Annotated in this window: 14 protein-coding genes; 12 read left to right on the top strand and 2 right to left on the bottom strand. The window is 63.9% G+C overall.

The window, feature by feature from the left end:
• Positions 1 to 64: 64 nt before the first annotated feature.
• A complete protein-coding gene (locus OSC50_RS08585; RefSeq protein ID WP_181081797.1) occupies positions 65 to 1,402 on the bottom strand; it encodes a lysine N(6)-hydroxylase/L-ornithine N(5)-oxygenase family protein in 1,338 nt (445 codons plus the stop codon).
• A 119-nt stretch (positions 1,403 to 1,521) separates the two neighbouring features.
• On the bottom strand, positions 1,522 to 2,004 hold the full coding sequence (locus OSC50_RS08580; RefSeq protein ID WP_181081798.1) for a sigma-70 family RNA polymerase sigma factor: 483 nt from the start codon (positions 2,002 to 2,004) through the stop codon (positions 1,522 to 1,524).
• A gap of 263 nt (positions 2,005 to 2,267) precedes the next feature.
• On the opposite strand from OSC50_RS08580, the gene OSC50_RS08575 reads away from it, so the two are divergent.
• From OSC50_RS08575 to OSC50_RS08520, 12 genes are all read left to right on the top strand, one after another.
• Positions 2,268 to 3,437, top strand: coding sequence for an efflux RND transporter periplasmic adaptor subunit (locus OSC50_RS08575; RefSeq protein WP_266246042.1), 1,170 nt, complete (start codon positions 2,268 to 2,270; stop codon positions 3,435 to 3,437).
• Position 3,438: 1 nt separating this feature from the next.
• Positions 3,439 to 5,409, top strand: a complete 1,971-nt coding sequence (locus OSC50_RS08570) for a MacB family efflux pump subunit (RefSeq protein WP_253508421.1) — start codon at positions 3,439 to 3,441, stop codon at positions 5,407 to 5,409.
• The gene (locus OSC50_RS08565) at positions 5,402 to 6,814 is read left to right on the top strand and encodes an efflux transporter outer membrane subunit (protein WP_266246044.1); all 1,413 of its coding nucleotides are present in this window, start codon (positions 5,402 to 5,404) and stop codon (positions 6,812 to 6,814) included. The genes OSC50_RS08570 and OSC50_RS08565 overlap by 8 nt, the downstream gene beginning before the upstream one ends.
• Before the next feature lie 107 nt (positions 6,815 to 6,921).
• On the top strand, positions 6,922 to 7,671 hold the full coding sequence (locus OSC50_RS08560; protein WP_181081802.1) for an alpha/beta fold hydrolase: 750 nt from the start codon (positions 6,922 to 6,924) through the stop codon (positions 7,669 to 7,671).
• 107 nt (positions 7,672 to 7,778) lie between these two features.
• Positions 7,779 to 8,546: a FadR/GntR family transcriptional regulator gene (locus OSC50_RS08555; RefSeq protein ID WP_181081803.1), complete on the top strand. Its 768-nt coding sequence runs from the start codon at positions 7,779 to 7,781 to the stop codon at positions 8,544 to 8,546.
• 148 nt (positions 8,547 to 8,694) lie between these two features.
• Positions 8,695 to 9,897 carry an ABC transporter substrate-binding protein gene (locus tag OSC50_RS08550; protein ID WP_181081804.1) on the top strand — a complete coding sequence of 401 codons (1,203 nt, stop codon included), beginning with the start codon at positions 8,695 to 8,697 and terminating at the stop codon, positions 9,895 to 9,897.
• 59 nt (positions 9,898 to 9,956) lie between these two features.
• Positions 9,957 to 10,817, top strand: a complete 861-nt coding sequence (locus tag OSC50_RS08545) for a branched-chain amino acid ABC transporter permease (RefSeq protein WP_266246047.1) — start codon at positions 9,957 to 9,959, stop codon at positions 10,815 to 10,817.
• Position 10,818: 1 nt separating this feature from the next.
• Positions 10,819 to 11,829: a branched-chain amino acid ABC transporter permease gene (locus tag OSC50_RS08540; protein ID WP_253508430.1), complete on the top strand. Its 1,011-nt coding sequence runs from the start codon at positions 10,819 to 10,821 to the stop codon at positions 11,827 to 11,829.
• Entirely contained in the window at positions 11,826 to 12,575 is a 750-nt protein-coding gene (locus OSC50_RS08535; RefSeq protein ID WP_181081807.1) for an ABC transporter ATP-binding protein, read from the top strand. Before OSC50_RS08540 ends, OSC50_RS08535 begins: the two co-directional genes overlap by 4 nt.
• Entirely contained in the window at positions 12,575 to 13,270 is a 696-nt protein-coding gene (locus tag OSC50_RS08530) for an ABC transporter ATP-binding protein (RefSeq protein WP_181081808.1), read from the top strand. Before OSC50_RS08535 ends, OSC50_RS08530 begins: the two co-directional genes overlap by 1 nt.
• Positions 13,271 to 13,283: 13 nt before the next feature.
• The gene (locus OSC50_RS08525; protein WP_266246050.1) at positions 13,284 to 14,552 is read left to right on the top strand and encodes a Zn-dependent hydrolase; all 1,269 of its coding nucleotides are present in this window, start codon (positions 13,284 to 13,286) and stop codon (positions 14,550 to 14,552) included.
• Positions 14,549 to 15,967, top strand: a complete 1,419-nt coding sequence (locus OSC50_RS08520) for an amidase (protein WP_266246052.1) — start codon at positions 14,549 to 14,551, stop codon at positions 15,965 to 15,967. The genes OSC50_RS08525 and OSC50_RS08520 overlap by 4 nt, the downstream gene beginning before the upstream one ends.
• The last annotated feature ends 2 nt before the right edge of the window (positions 15,968 to 15,969 follow it).

The raw sequence follows: 15,969 nt of genomic DNA, 5'->3' as shown, positions 1-15,969 counted from the left end.
TACTGGTTTTTTGTACAGTATCAGCGGTAACCCTTTGTCACAAGTACCGTCCGTAGGTGCGAGCTCAGCTCGCGGTGGCCAGCAGCAAATCCTGTATCGACCGCCCTGTGTCGCGCCCACGGTCCAGCGCATACAGCGACGCCGCAATCTCATCCGCGCGAATCGGCAAGACCGACAGCAACGTATCGCTCAAACCATGGCTGGCCTGGCTGAAGCCCTGGATGTAGATACCGGCATTGCAGCGCTCATCGGTGACGATGCGGTAGTCGCGGCTCACTTCGAAATCGCCCATGTACGCTTCCAGCGGCGCCAGCAGTTCGCGGTGCATCTGACGCTCATAGCCGGTGGCCAGGATGACCGCGTCGTAGTGATTGACGCTGGTTTCACCCGTGGCGTTATTGCGCAGGGTCAGTTCGATGCCCAGCGGGCCGGGTGCGGCCTTCTCGACCACGGTCATGGTGCGGAAGGCCTGGCGCGCAACGCCGGAGACTTTCTGACGATAGAAAATGCCGTAGATACGCTCGATCAGGTCCAGGTCCACCACCGAATAGTTGGTGTTCTGGTACTCCGCCACCAGCCGCTCACGCTCGGCGCCGACCTGCTGGAACACCAGGTCGGTGAACGCCGGCGAGAACACTTCGTTGACGAACGGGCTGTCATCCGCCGGCTTGAGCGCCGAACCGCGCAGGATCATATCCACCTGCACCGAGGGGAAGCTGTCGTTGAGGTCGATAAACGCCTCGGCCGCGCTCTGGCCGCCGCCGATGATCGCGATGCGCATCGGCTTGCCCTGCACGCAGGGCTGGTTGGCCATGCGCTCCAGGTACTGGGAGTGGTGGAACACGCGGCTATCGCCCTTGAGTGCCTTGAAGCTGTCGGGAATCCGTGGCGTACCGCCGGCGCTGACCACCACCGAGCGGGTGGTGCGCACATGCTGCTCGCCCAGCGCATCGCGGGAAATCACCCGCAGCGCCTCGACCTGCTGCTGATGCAGGATCGGCTCGATGGCCAGCACTTCCTCACCATAACGGGCCTGGGCCTGGAAGTGCCCGGCCACCCAGCGCAGGTAGTCGTTGAACTCCATGCGGCACGGGTAGAAGGTGCCGAGGTTGATAAAGTCCACCAGGCGGCCGTGGGCCTTGAGGTAATTGACGAAGGAGTACGGGCTGGTGGGGTTGCGCAGGGTCACCAGGTCCTTGAGGAAGGAAATCTGCAGTTCGCTCTGGGTCACCAGGGTATTGCCGTGCCAGCGATAGTCGGCCTGTTTGTCCAGAAACAGCACATCCAGTTTGCCCTGCGCCTTCTCGCGCTCTTGCAGGGCGATGGCCAGCGCCAGGTTCGAAGGGCCGAAACCGATGCCGATCAGGTCGTGAACCGCGGGCGAAGCAATTGCCTGTGTCATTCCAGTGTCCTCTGGATAAGCCCCGTGGCGGTGGGGCGGGAATACCTTCGAGACCTGCACAACAGGTCATGTGTTGATAGGAAACGAGGACAGTGAAATAAAATTTAACTGATGATGGATCAGTGCGCGTCCCACTCGCGCATCCGCACGCGGCAGTGCTTCATGGCATTGACGATGTGTTTTTCCACCAGGGCGCGGGAAATACACAAGCGTTCGGCGATTTGCAGGTGGCTCAGGCCATCGAGCTTGCGCAACATGAAACTCTCGCGACAGGCCGCCGGCAGTTCGGCCAGGGCACGTTCGAGCAGCGCCAGGCGCTGGCCCTGATCGTGGCAGGCGTGCGGGGTGCCGGGGGCGAAACGTTCTTCGCTGTCCAGCACGTCCAGCGGCTCGACCTGGCGCAGGGCGTTGCGCCGATGGCCGTCGATCACCAGGTTCAACGCCGTGCGGTACAAAAAGGCACGCGGTTGTTCGATGGGGGTGTCGCTGGAGCGTTCCAGTACCCGCACATAAGCGTCATGCACCACATCTTCGGCCACCTGACGGTTGCCCAGCTTGGCGTTGAGGAAACACACCAGCTCGCGATAGTAGTTTTCCAACATGACTCCCGACATCTTGAAAGCGCATTGCGGACACGAGCGTGCTCGGGCCCGCAGAAGGATGCCATTGGATAATGGCAGTTTGGGTAGGTGCAATTTATAGTAATTCTCATCTACTTTTAAAGCAGTCTTGCCTCGACAGCGGTTTTTTTTAGCCGCAAGCCCTGTAACAGCGTGTGTAACCGCTTAAATCCTCGCGCGTTTATCTCGTTTAACTGTCAGCTCTGCGCAACCGCGCCTCGACTTTCCCTGGCTGGAATCCATCCATGAAACGCCCCCGCCCCGCCCGACGCGCCCTGCTTGTTGCGGCGTGCCTGATGCCTCTGATCGCCGTCGCCGCGTGGCAGGTGTTGCCGTCGGGCCGCGACGACCTGACCACCGTCACCGTAACCCGCGGCACTATCGAAAACAGCGTGACCGCCCTCGGCACCCTGCAACCGCGTCGCTATGTGGACGTGGGCGCCCAGGCGTCCGGGCAGATCCGCAGGATCCACGTCGAAGCAGGCGATCAGGTCAAGGAAGGCCAATTGCTGGTGGAAATCGACCCGTCCACCCAGCAGGCCAAGCTCGACGCCAGCCGCTACGCCATCGAAAACCTCAAGGCGCAATTGCAGGAGCAGCAGGCCCAGCATGAGCTGGCGCGCCAGAAGTATCAGCGCCAGCAACGCCTGGCCACTGGCAATGCCACCCGTGAAGAGGACGTGCAAACCGCCAAGGCCGAGCTGAGCGCGACCCAGGCCAGGGTCGATATGTTCCAGGCGCAGATCCGGCAGGCCCAGGCCAGCCTGCGCAGCGACGAGGCGGAGCTGGGCTACACACGCATCTATGCGCCCATGAGCGGCACCGTGGTGGCGGTGGATGCGCGCGTCGGCCAGACCCTCAACGCCCAGCAGCAGACGCCGCTGATCCTGCGTATCGCCAAGTTGTCGCCGATGACCGTATGGGCCGAGGTGTCGGAGGCCGATATCGGCCACGTCAAACCCGGCATGACCGCCTACTTCACCACCCTGAGCGGCGGCACCCGGCGCTGGACCAGCACCGTGCGACAGATCCTGCCGATACCGCCCAAGCCCCTGAATGAAACCCAGGGCAGCGGCAGCCCCACCAGTTCCAACAAAAGCGGCGCCGGCCGCGTGGTGCTGTACACCGTGCTGCTGGATGTGGACAACACCGACAATGCGCTGATGGCCGAGATGACCACCCAGGTGTTCTTCGTCGCCGGCCAGGCCAAGGACACCCTGACCGCACCGGTCTCGGCACTGCTCGGCAACGGCACCACTGACACACAGATCGCCCGCGTGGTGATGCCCAACGGCAGCATCGAACAACGGGAGGTGCGCCTGGGCCTCAGCGACCGCCTGCGCGTGCAGGTGCTCGAGGGCCTGAACGAAGGCGACCACCTGTTGATCGGCCCGGTCGCCGGCAGTGGAGGTTGAGATGGTCACGCCGCTGATCGAACTCAGGCACATCCGCAAATCCTACGGTGGCGGCGACAGCCCTCAGGTCGACGTATTACGCGGTATCGACCTGGCGATTCACGCCGGCGAATTCGTGGCGATTGTCGGCGCGTCCGGCTCCGGCAAATCCACCTTGATGAATATCCTCGGCTGCCTCGACCGTCCCACCTCGGGCGAGTACCTGTTCGCCGGGGAAAACGTCGCACACCTGGACAGCGACGCCCTGGCCTGGCTGCGCCGCGAAGCGTTCGGTTTCGTGTTCCAGGGCTATCACCTGATCCCGTCCGGCTCGGCCCAGGAAAATGTGGAAATGCCGGCGATCTACGCCGGTATCAGCGCCGCCGAGCGACATGCCAGGGCCAATGCTCTGCTCACGCGCCTGGGGCTGGCCGAGCGTACCGGCAACCGCCCGCACCAGCTCTCCGGCGGCCAGCAGCAACGGGTGTCGATCGCCCGCGCATTGATGAACGGTGGGCATATCATCCTTGCCGACGAACCCACCGGCGCCCTTGACAGCCACAGCGGCGCCGAAGTGATGAGCCTGCTGGATGAATTGGCGGGCCAGGGCCACGTGGTGATCCTGATCACTCACGACCGCGAAGTCGCGGCGCGCGCCAACCGCATCATCGAGATTCGCGATGGCCTGATCATCAGCGATTCGGCATCCGCCCACGACACCGCGCCCGCCGCTACCCCTGGCGCTCTGCAAGCGGTGGACCTGCGCCAGCGCCTGGCCGACGGCGCCGAACATAACGGTGCCTGGAAAGCCGAGCTGGTGGACGCGGTGCAGGCAGCCTGGCGCGTGATGTGGATCAACCGCTTCCGCACCGCGCTGACCTTGCTCGGGATCATCATCGGCGTGGCCTCGGTGGTGGTAATGCTGGCCGTGGGCGAAGGCAGCAAGCGCCAGGTCATGGCGCAGATGGGCGCGTTCGGCTCCAACATTCTTTACCTGAGCGGCTCCTCGCCCAACCCGCGCACGCCGCTGGGCATCGTCAGCCTGGAAGACGTGGCCGCGCTGGCGGCGCTGCCTCAGGTGCAGCGCATCATGCCGGTCAACGGCAGCGAGGCCGGGGTGCGTTATGGCAACGTCGACTACATGGCCTATGTTGGCGGCAACGACACCAACTTTCCCGAGATTTTCAACTGGCCGGTGGTCGAGGGCAGTTACTTCACGGCGGCCGACGAGCGCGCCGGCGCCACGGTGGCGGTGATCGGCCATCGGGTGCGTGAAAAACTGTTCAAGGGCCTGGTCGACCCGATCGGCCAATACATCCTGATCGAAAACGTGCCTTTCCAAGTCATCGGCGTGCTCGCGGAAAAAGGCGCCAGCTCCGGCAACAAAGACAGCGACGACCGCATCGCCATTCCCTACACCGCCGCCAGCGTGCGCCTGTTCGGCAGTTACAACCCGGAGTACGTGGTGATCGCCGCCGCCGACGCGCGCAAAGTGCACGAAGCCGAACAGGCCATCGACCAGTTGATGCAGCGTCTGCACCACGGCAAGCGCGACTACGAACTGACCAACAACGCCGCAATGATCCAGGCCGAGGCACGCACTCAGAACACCCTGTCGCTGATGCTCGGCTCGATTGCGGCGATTTCCCTGCTGGTGGGCGGCATCGGCGTGATGAACATCATGCTCATGACGGTACGCGAACGCACCCGCGAGATCGGTATCCGCATGGCCACCGGCGCGCGTCAGCGCGACATCCTACGCCAGTTCCTTACCGAGGCGGTGATGCTCTCGGTGGTCGGCGGCCTGTGTGGTATCGCCCTGGCCCTGCTGGTGGGCGGCGTGCTGGTGCTGGCCAAGGTGGCAGTGCAGTTTTCCCTGGTGGCGGTGCTCGGCGCATTCGGCTGCGCATTGGTCACCGGCGTCGTATTCGGCTTTATGCCGGCCCGTAAAGCTGCCCGGCTCGATCCGGTTAAGGCATTGACCAGTGAATAAACCCTATGTCCCTTCACACCTGTGCGTACTCAGCCTGTGCCTGCTGATCAGCGCCTGCGCAGGCCGGCCGCCCAGCATCGACCGCGGTATCGTGCCGCCCGCCGCCTGGCAATACGCCGAACGCGATGCCGCCCAAAGCGTGAACGCCCAGTGGTGGACACGGTTCGGCAGTGCGCCGCTCAATCGCCTGATCGAACAGGCGCGCCGCGACAGTTTCGACGTGGCCGCCGCCATGGCACGGGTGCGTCAGGCCCAGGCCAGCGCGGTGATCGCCGGCGCGCCGTTGCTGCCGGAGGTGAAGGCCAACCTCACAACCAGCCATCAGAAGTTACTGCGTGGCGCAGGCGGCCCGGACCTCGACGCCAGCGAGAGCGACGATGCGGTGAACAACTTCGGCGCCAACCTGACCGCCAGCTACGAGGTGGACTTCTGGGGCGGTCGCGCCGCCGCCCGCGACAGCGCTCTGCACAACCTGCGGGCCAGCGAATTCGACCAGGCCACCGTGGAGCTGACCCTGCTCGGCAACGTCGCCGACCGCTACGCGCAAACCCTTGCCAGCGACCAGCGCCGACACATCGCCGAGTTGAACCTGGCCAATGCGCGCAATGTGCTTGCGCTGGTGCAAACCCGCTATGACGCGGGCTCCGCCACGGCTCTGGAATTGGCCCAGCAAAAAAGCCTGGTGGCCGGCCAGCAACGCCAACTGCCGCTGATTGCGCAACAGGCCGAAGAGTCGCGCATCACCCTCGCCGCCCTACTGGGCCAACCCGTGCAGGCCCTGGACCTGGGCGCCGAGCCCTTCCAGGCGCTGACGTGGCCGAGCATCGGCGCCGGCCTGCCCAGCCAATTGCTCAGTCGCCGCCCGGACATCGCCAAGGCCGAAGCGCAACTGGCGGCGGCGCAGGCGGACGTGACCGTGGCCCGCGCCGCCCTGCTGCCCGCCATCACCCTTGGCGCCACCTTGGGTTCCGACGCCTACAAGGCCATCGACGTGCTGCGCAGCCCCTACTACACACTGACCGCCGGGCTGGTGGCGCCGATCTTCAACAACGGCCGTTTAAGCGCTGAACGCGATAAGGCCCGCGCGCGCCAGGATGAACTGCTGCAGACCTATCGCGGCACGCTCATCAACGGTTTTGCCGACGTGGAAAAAGCCCTCAGCGGCATCACCCGCCTCGACCAGCAGCGCCAATGGCAGGACGAAGAATTGCGACAGGCGCAGACCGCGTTCCAGATCGCCCAGCAACGCTACCAGGCCGGGGCCGCCGACTGGCTGACCGTACTCGAAACCCAGCGCACCCTGTACGCGGCCCAGGACCTGAACGTGCAACTGCGGCTGTCACGCCTGCAGGCCAGCATCGCGTTGTACAAGGCATTGGGTGGCGGCTGGAAAACCGACATCTGATAAACAAAACTCCACTTTCGTACGCGAGGCGTCTGTTAGCCCTACATTCCTGGCCTTGAGGTCCTTGGTAAAAAAGCCGTTATCACACGGCTGCCCCGGACCTCCTGATGACTGTCGTAAAACACTTGGCGTGCGGCGGCCTCTGGCTGCTGGCGAGCCTGGCCGCCGCCGAGCCGCTGATCAAACCCACCGCCATCGATTGGTTGCTGGACTGCCCGCTGCCTTCGGCTGACCGCCTGGCCGCCGACGTGGTGGAACGCACTCAGTGCGGCAGCGTATCGGTCCCCCGCGACTACGCGGCGCCTCGACAAGGCACTCTGCGCCTGTACGTGACCCGTGTCGGCGCGCGCCAACCGCTGAGTCGCCAGGGCGTAATCTTCGTGCACGCGGGCCTGCCACCGCCAAAGAACGGCGTCGGCACTTTTGCTCTCCAACTGGCCAGTCGCTGGAGCGCCAACGCCACACAGGCCTATCGCAGCCTGCTTGAGCGCTACGACGTCGTCGAACTCAGCGCGCGCGCCCTGGACCAGACCACCCAGGTGGAATACGCCGCGCGCGACATGGAGTATGTACGCGACCAACTCGGCGATGCTCAGCTGTATTACCTGGGCAACGCCGACGCCACTCGGCTGGGCAACCGCTATGCCGTGCTGTTCCCCGAACGCGTAGCGCGCATGGTCTTGGTCAACGCCGACGCCGACGACATCGGCACGCCGCTGGTGGACCTCCTGCGTCTAAAGGACCCTGCAAAAGCCGATGCTGGCAGTTGCGTTTACCGATGGGTCGGTGAATTCCTGGCCTACGGCAAACAACCCCCATCGTTCACGCGATGCCTGCCAATGAGTGACTGGCCTTAGATAACCGTTTGCGACCTGCTGCGACCGAAAACGACCTCGCGCATTGACGCTCCGGCCGGATCGTTATTAAGTGCTATTTATCCGCATTAATACGATAAATCGCCCACATGCTCAGCCGTCCGCTACGCCGCAAACGCCAGAAGCTGTCCGATGTGATTGTCGAATCGGTCAAGCGCTCCATCGTCACCGACGCTTTGAAGCCGGGCGATCGCCTGCCCACCGAGCGTGAGCTGATGGAGAGCTTCCAATGCTCGAAGGGCTCGGCCCGCGAAGCGCTCAAGGCTCTGGAGGTCGAAGGTCTGGTCAGCACCCGCACCGGCCCCAGCGGCGGTGCGTACCTGAACCAGGCGGGCACGGAACCTGCCAGCCGCGCATTGCGTAACTACCTGCATTTTCAACATTTGGACGGCGAGCAGGTGTACCAGTTACGCAAGGTCATCGAGGTGGAACTGGCGGTGTCGGTGTTGGGCCGCCTGAGTGAAGACGACTTCCAGGCCCTGCAGGACAACGTGGATTTTTGCAGTGCGCCGGAAGACAGCGAAGCCGGCCAGCGCGAACAGCGCCTGGCGGAATTGGAGTTCCACACCCTGCTGGCCAAGGCTTGCCCCAACCCGTTGCTGAGTTTTATGGCGCAGTTTCTCAATGACCTGCTACGTGACCTGGTGGTGCTGAAAAAAGCCTACAAGCCCAAGCGCAAGCAGTTCGATGCGGCCAACCTCGATTATCACAAACAGCTGTTGATCGCCTTTCGCGCCGGGGATGAGCGCGCGGTGCGCAGCTTGATGCACGAACACATGTGCGACGCCGAACACCATATGACCGCGCTGGAAGGCCAGGTCAGCCCGCACTTTCTTTTGGAGTTCGATCACTCCTAAAAAAACTTCGATCAAGGTGCGCTGGGTTTGCCCTCGCACACTGTGACCACGGTCCATGCTCGCCCCAATAACAGGCCTGCCCACAGGCCCCAGCTTCACCGTATCGCCCTTGCCGCTCCTGCCAATAACTAAACCAGGGAGTCACCCCATGCAGCGTCGTACGTTATTGAAAGCCAGCCTCACCGCCGCCGCCGCCCTCAGCCTCCCGCTGAGCGTGCGGTCGGCATTTGCCGCCGAGCCCTTTACCTTTTACGGCCTCAAGTCCATGTCCGGCGCCTTCGCCAGCTATGGCAAGTTTGCCGACATGGGTTCGCGCCTGGCGGTGGAGCAGTATCCCGAACTGCTCGGTCGGCCGTTGAACTACAAGGTCATCGACACCGAAGGCAATGCCGGCAAAGCGGTACGCAAGGTGCAGGAGGCCATCCAGCAGGACGGCGCGCGATTCTTCCAGGGCTGCACCTTGTCATCCTCGGCCCTTGCGGTGGCCAAGGAAGTCGACAAGGTTGGCGGCGTGTTCATGACTCCGGTGGGCGCCGATGAAGTCACCGGCAAGGACTGCAACAAAGCGACGTTCCGCTGGTCGGTGCCCACCTACGGCGCGATCCGCGAAACCCTGCTGCCGCTGATCAAGCTGCTGCCCGAGGCCAAGCGTTGGTACACCATCACCCCACAGTACGTGTTTGGCGAAGCGTTGCTTGAAGGCGCCAGGACCGTGCTCAAAGAGAATGGCCTGGAGCACGTGGGCAACAGCTACCACTCGCTGCAGGAACAGGAGTTCTCCGGCTACCTGACCAACGCCATCTCGACCAAACCCGACGTACTGGTGCTGCTCAACTTCGGCAGCCAGTCGTCCAACACCCTGCGCCAGGCGGTGAATTTCGGCATCAAGGAGCGTATGAAAGTGCTGCTGGTGTGGTCCGCCGGCCTCGACCAATTCCAGGAATTGGGCAGCGATGTGCTCGAAGGCGTGTACCTCGGCGCCCAGTACTGGCATCAGGTCGACACCCCGCTCAACCGCGAGCTGGTCAAACTGACGAAAGCCAAATACGGCATCAACCCCACCTACCCCCTGGCCGCCGACTACATCAGCACCAAGGTCATGCTCGACACCATCATCGCCACCGGCAGCTTCGATGGGCCGACCGTGGCCAAGGCCATGCAGGGCCTGAGTTTCGATGGCCCGACCGGCAAGGAGTCGATCCGCGCCGGCGACCACCAGGTGATCAAGGACTACTACCTGTTGATCGGCAAGCCCGCCAGCGAGATGGCCGACAAGGACGACCTGGCCAAAGTACTCAGTGCCGGCCAATCGTTCCCGCCGGTCGACGCCACAGGCTGCACGCTCGCCTGATCCTGACCAGTCAAACGCGACAGGGCCGCCCCCGCGGCCAGCTGTCCGAGGGTTTCTGCATGCTTAATCTTTACCTGTTCCAGATACTCAACGGCCTGGGGTTGGGGATGATCTACTTCCTGATCGCGGTGGGGCTGACGATCATTTTCGGCCTGCTCAACTTCGTCAACTTCGCCCACGGTGCGTTTTTTCTGCTGGGCGCCTACATCTGCTATACCGCCGTGAGCCTGACCGGCAATTTCTGGCTGGCATTGCTGGTCGCACCGCTGGTGGTGGCCGCACTGGCCTGGGTCATCGAGCGGGTGTTGATCCAGCGCATTTATCACCTGCCCCACATGTTCCAGATCCTGGTGACCCTGGGTATTGCGCTGATCATCCAGGAGGCGAGCGTGATGATCTGGGGCCCGGTGGGCAAAAGCGTCGCCGTGCCGGAGCTGTTGCGCGGGGTGCTGGTGGTGGGTGATTTTGTCTACCCCTACTACCGCCTGTTTCTCATCGTGTTTTCCGCGTTGGTGGGCCTGGGCCTGTGGCTGCTGCTGGAGCGCACGCGCTTCGGCGCCCTGGTGCGCGCCGGCAGTGAAAGCACCGAGACCGTGTCGCTGCTCGGCACCAATATTTTCCGTTTGTTCTCCATGACCTTCGCCCTCGGCGTGGGCCTGGCCGGTATGGCCGGTGTGCTGTTCGCGCCATTGCGCGGCGCGCAGCCGTTCGTGGGCCCGGAGATTCTGGGCATCGCCTTCGTGGTGGTGGTGATCGGCGGCATGGGCTCATTCAGCGGCGCGCTGGTCGGCGGTTTGCTGGTGGGCGTGGTGCAAAGCCTGATGACCACACTCTGGCCCCAGGGCGCGAGCCTGATGATCTACGGCGCCATGGCCGCGGTGATTCTGGTACGTCCTTACGGCCTGTTCGGGAGAGCCTGACATGAGCGAGAAAAACCCCCTGCCGTTTGCCAGGACCCAGTCGCGCGCCATGCTGCTGTGGGTGCTGGCGGTGCTGATCGGCCTGCCGTTGATATTGCCCTCGGCGACCCTGGCCACCGAGATCCTGATCTTTGCCATGGCCGCCCTGGCCTGCAACCTGCTGCTGGGCTACACCGGGCTGTTGTCATTCGGCCAAGGCATCTTCTTCGGTGCCGGCGCGTATTGCGCGGCATTGCTGATGATCCACCTGCACCTGGGCCTGTTCAGCGCGCTGCTCGGTGCCGCCGTCGTCGGTGGTTTCCTGGCGTTGCTGGTCGGTGCCCTGGCGATTCGGCGTACCGGCATTTACTTCGTAATGCTCACGTTGGCATTCAGTCAGATGGCCTACTTTGTGGCCTACACCTTGAGCGACTGGACCGGTGGCGACAACGGCCTGCTCAGCGTGCCGCGCCCGGAGATTCGCCTGGGTGACACTGTGCTGCTGTCGCTGGCCGATGCCCGTGCGTTCTATGCTTTTGTGGCGGTGCTGTTCCTGCTGATTTTCATCGGCGCCCGTCGGGTCATCGCTTCGCCGTTCGGCAGCACGCTGATGGCGATCCGTGAAAACGAAACCCGCGCCTCGGCCATCGGCTACGACACGCGGCACTTCAAAATTCTGGTGTTCGTGCTGTCCGGCGCGGTCACCGGGATTGCCGGCGCGTTGTACGCCATGCTGCTGCACTTTGTGCCGTTGTCGAATATCGACCTGGCGATGTCCGAAAACATCCTGATCATGACCATCGTCGGCGGCACCGGCTCGTTGTTCGGCTCGCTGCTGGGTGCCGGTTCCATCGTGCTGCTGGGGGACTTCCTGTCCGACCTGTGGCCACGCTGGCTGATGCTGCTGGGGGTGATCCTGATCCTGGTGGTGATCTTCATGCGCGGCGGTTTGTGGGGCGGCCTGGCTTCGCTGTTCGACAAAGTACGCGGCAGCCGCAAGGCCGGTGTCGTGGTCAAGGAGGACGTGTTATGAGCATCCTGCTGGAAACCCAAGACCTGGAACTGGCCTACGGCGCATTCCGTGCCGTGAACGGCGTGAACCTCAAGGTCGAAGCCGGCACCATCCACACCATCATCGGCCCCAACGGCGCGGGCAAGACCAGCCTGTTCCACTGCCTGACAGGCGAACGCCAGGCCACGGCCGGGGCGATTCATTTCGACGGCGGCAACCTGATGCGCAAGCCGGCCCACGCCCGGGTGGGCCTGGGCATGGCGCGCTCGTTCCAGCTCACCAGCCTGTTCCAGAACCTCAGCGTGCGTGAAAACCTGCGCCTCGCTGCCCAGGGCCGCGACGGTGCGCGCGCACTGAATTTCTGGCGCCACGTAGACAGCAAACGCGAACACCTGGAGATGGCCGACCAGGTGCTGGAGCGTCTGCAACTCAGCGCCCGCGCCGATACCCTGGCCGGCGAGTTGTCCCACGGCCAGCAGCGGGTGCTGGAGGTGGGCATGTCGATCTGCTCCAAACCCAAACTGTTGATGCTCGACGAGCCCACCTCGGGCATGGGCATCGATGACATCCCGATCATGACCCAATTGATCAGCGACCTTGGCCGCGACCATACGGTGCTGTTGATCGAACACAACATGAGCATTGTCATGTCCATCAGCCAACGCATTACCGTGATGAGCCACGGGCAGATTCTGGTGGAAGGCACGCCGGAGTTCGTGCGCGCCGATGAACGTGTGCGCAGTGCTTATCTTGGGGAGGCTGCCTGATGCTGATCGTCGAGAATATCCATTCCTACTACGACAAAAGCCACGTGCTCGAAGGCGTGTCGCTGAAGGTCAACCCCGGCGAACTGGTGACGCTGCTCGGGCGCAACGGTGCCGGCAAGACCACCACGCTGCGCAGCATCCTTGGGATTATTTGTCCGCGCCAGGGCCAGATCCACTTCAACGGTCAGGCGCTGGTGGGCCGGAAAATCTTCGAGATCGCGCGCCAGGGACTGGCGCTGGTACCGGAGAACCGTGGGATTTTCCGGCTGCTCAGCGTCGAGGAAAACCTGCGCATCGCCGTCCGCAAGACCAGCCGCTGGCAGCTCGAAGACGTGTACGGCATGTTCCCGCGTCTCAAGGAGCGGCGCAAAAACGCCGGCCACGCGTTGTCCGGCGGCGAGCAACAGATGCTTGCCATCGCCCGCGCTCTGCTCAACGACCCCAAGCTGCTGATCCTCGACGAACCCACCGAAGGCCTGGCCCCGGTGATCGTCGACGAGCTGGTGAAGATCCTGCGCAAGGTCAAGGACGACGGCCTGCCGGTGTTGCTGGTGGAACAGAACCTGATGGTCTGCGACAAGCTCGCCGACCGCCATTACGTGCTCGAACAGGGCCGCGTGGTCTATGAGGGCAGCGCCGAAGCCTTCCGCGCCGACCCGAGCATTAAAAACCGATACCTGGCCCTGAGCGCCTGACCGGAGAGTGCCCATGAACAGCTTTGCACAACCGCTTCAGAGCAATGCCCCGCTGATCAACCGCGACCGCTTGTGGCAGTCGCTGATGGACCTGGCCCGCCTCGGTGCCACCGCCAAAGGCGGCGTGTGTCGCCTGGCCCTGACCGACCTCGACCGCCAGGCCCGCGACCTGTTTGTACAGTGGTGCGAAGACGCCGGGTGCAGCGTGACCGTCGACGCTATCGGCAACATCTTCGCGCGCCGCCCCGGTCGCAATCCGGAGCTGCCGCCGGTGATGACCGGCAGTCACATCGACACCCAACCCACCGGCGGCAAGTTCGATGGCTGCTACGGAGTGATGGCGGGCCTGGAAGTGGTCCGCACCCTCAATGATTTGAACATCGAAACCCAGGCGCCGATCGAAGTGGTGGTGTGGACCAATGAAGAAGGCTCGCGCTTCCCGCCGTGCATGATGGGTTCCGGGGTATTTGCCGGTAAGTTCGACTTGCAGGACACCCTCGACAAACGCGACGACCAGGGCCTGTCGGTGGGCGCCGAATTGCAGCGCATCGGCTACGCCGGCGCGCGCGCGGTATCGGGCCACCCGGTCGGCGCGTATTTCGAAGCGCATATCGAACAAGGCCCGGTGCTGGAAGATCAGGCCACCACCATTGGCGTGGTGATGGGTTGCCTGGGCCAGAAGTGGTTCGACCTGACCCTCACCGGCGTCGAGGCCCACGCCGGGCCGACCCCGATGCACCTGCGCAAGGACGCCCTGGTGGGCGCCGCCGAGGTGGTCAGCGCGGTCAACCGTATCGCCCATCAGCACCAGCCTCACGCCTGCGGCACGGTCGGTTGCCTGAGCCTGCATCCGGGTTCACGCAATGTGATTCCCGGCCAGGTGCACATGACCCTCGACCTGCGCCACCTGCATGCCGACAAATTGCAGGCCATGGTCGAGGAAGTGCGCCGCGTAATCGACGCCACGGCCGCCCGGCACGGGTTGATGGTTGAGCTGACGCCCACCGCCGATTTTCCACCGTTGGACTTCGACCTGGCCTGCGTCAATGCCGTGCGCGAGGCAGCCCAGGCGTTGGGTTTGAGCCATATGGATATTGTCAGCGGCGCCGGGCACGACGCGATTTTCGTCGCCGAACTGGGCCCGGCCGGGATGATCTTCGTGCCGTGCGAAGGCGGCATCAGCCACAACGAAATCGAAAACGCCGCCCCGAACGACCTGGCGGCCGGTTGCGCGGTGTTGCTGCGCGCCATGGTCAATGCGGCGCAGGGAGACAGGGCATGAGTGAGATAGGCCAACTGACAGCGGTGCAACTGCTGGAGCATTTCCGCAACAAGACCTTATCGCCGGTGGACGTTACCGAAGATGCGCTGCTGCGTATCGAACGCTACAACCCGACGGTCAACGCCTACTGCCATGTCGACCCCGAGGGCGCGCTACGCACCGCACGGGCGTCCGAGCAACGCTGGTTGAAGGGTGAGCCCTGCGGCGCCCTGGATGGCGTGCCCGCATCGATCAAAGACCTGACGCCGACCGTTGGCATGCCCACGCGCAAGGGCTCGCGCACCACATCCGCCGAAGGCCCCTGGGATGTCGACGCGCCGTTCCCGGCGTTCCTGCGCAAGGCCGGGGCGGTGCTGCTGGGCAAAACCACCACCCCGGAATTCGGCTGGAAAGGCGTCACCGACAACCCGCTGTATGGCATTACCCGCAACCCATGGGACACGCGCACCACGGCCGGCGGTTCATCCGGCGGCGCCGGCGCGGCGGCGGCATTGAACCTCGGGGTGCTGCACCAGGGCAGCGACGCGGGCGGCTCGATTCGCATCCCCTGCGCGTTTACCGGCACCTTCGGCATCAAGCCGACCTTCGGCTACGTGCCGCAATGGCCGGCGAGTTCCATGACCATCCTGTCGCACCTGGGCCCGATGACCCGCACCGTGGAAGACAGCGTGCTGATGTTGCAGGCCGTCGCGCGGCCGGACGCGCGGGATGGTTTGATCGGCGCGCCACGCAGCACGCCGTGGTTATCCGACGCCTTGGATTTGAAGGGCCTGCGTATCGCCTACAGCCCCGACTTCGGTTACATCGACGTGGACCCGCAAGTGGCCGAGGTGGTCGCACGAGCGGTTGAGGGCCTGGTGCAGTTGGGCGCCCATGTTGAGCAGATCGACCCCGGCTTCAGTGACCCGCTGGACGTGTTCAGCACCTTGTGGGCCGCCGGCGCCGCGCGCTTGACCGGTTCGATGAGCAAGGCACAAAAACACCTGCTGGACCCTGGCCTGCTGCACATCGCGCAACGCGGCGAACGCTTGAGCCTGGATGATTTCAACACCGCCCTGGAAGCCCGCGCAGCGTTGGTGGCGCGAATGGCGGCGTTCCATCAGCACTACGACGTGCTGGTCTCGCCGATGCTGCCGATCACCGCGTTCGCCGCCGGGCATAACGTACCGCCTGGTTCAGGCATGCAGGAATGGACCGAGTGGACGCCGTTCACCTACCCCTTCAACCTCACCCAGCAACCGGCGGCGTCAGTTCCGTGTGGCCTGGCCGCCAATGGCCTGCCGGTGGGATTGCATGTGGTCGCGGCGCGGTTTGCCGATGAGCAGGTGTTGAGGGTATGCCAAGTGTATGCGCGCGCATTTCCAACCCGACACTTGCAGGCTCCCAAAGCCGCCACACCCCAGGCCAACAGGTGAGA

The organism is Pseudomonas quebecensis (assembly GCF_026410085.1).
GTDB classification, from domain to species: domain Bacteria; phylum Pseudomonadota; class Gammaproteobacteria; order Pseudomonadales; family Pseudomonadaceae; genus Aquipseudomonas; species Aquipseudomonas quebecensis.
The sequence above is the reverse complement of the archived record's forward strand: the minus strand, read 5'-3'. Positions and strand labels throughout refer to the sequence as shown.

Coding starts and splice junctions, on each gene's coding strand:
- OSC50_RS08585 (WP_181081797.1), bottom strand. CDS start 1,402: ATGACACAGGCAATTGCTTCGCCCGCGGTTCACGACCTGATCGGCATC.
- OSC50_RS08580 (WP_181081798.1), bottom strand. CDS start 2,004: ATGTTGGAAAACTACTATCGCGAGCTGGTGTGTTTCCTCAACGCCAAG.
- OSC50_RS08575 (WP_266246042.1), top strand. CDS start 2,268: ATGAAACGCCCCCGCCCCGCCCGACGCGCCCTGCTTGTTGCGGCGTGC.
- OSC50_RS08570 (WP_253508421.1), top strand. CDS start 3,439: ATGGTCACGCCGCTGATCGAACTCAGGCACATCCGCAAATCCTACGGT.
- OSC50_RS08560 (WP_181081802.1), top strand. CDS start 6,922: ATGACTGTCGTAAAACACTTGGCGTGCGGCGGCCTCTGGCTGCTGGCG.
- OSC50_RS08555 (WP_181081803.1), top strand. CDS start 7,779: ATGCTCAGCCGTCCGCTACGCCGCAAACGCCAGAAGCTGTCCGATGTG.
- OSC50_RS08550 (WP_181081804.1), top strand. CDS start 8,695: ATGCAGCGTCGTACGTTATTGAAAGCCAGCCTCACCGCCGCCGCCGCC.
- OSC50_RS08545 (WP_266246047.1), top strand. CDS start 9,957: ATGCTTAATCTTTACCTGTTCCAGATACTCAACGGCCTGGGGTTGGGG.
- OSC50_RS08540 (WP_253508430.1), top strand. CDS start 10,819: ATGAGCGAGAAAAACCCCCTGCCGTTTGCCAGGACCCAGTCGCGCGCC.
- OSC50_RS08535 (WP_181081807.1), top strand. CDS start 11,826: ATGAGCATCCTGCTGGAAACCCAAGACCTGGAACTGGCCTACGGCGCA.
- OSC50_RS08530 (WP_181081808.1), top strand. CDS start 12,575: ATGCTGATCGTCGAGAATATCCATTCCTACTACGACAAAAGCCACGTG.
- OSC50_RS08525 (WP_266246050.1), top strand. CDS start 13,284: ATGAACAGCTTTGCACAACCGCTTCAGAGCAATGCCCCGCTGATCAAC.
- OSC50_RS08520 (WP_266246052.1), top strand. CDS start 14,549: ATGAGTGAGATAGGCCAACTGACAGCGGTGCAACTGCTGGAGCATTTC.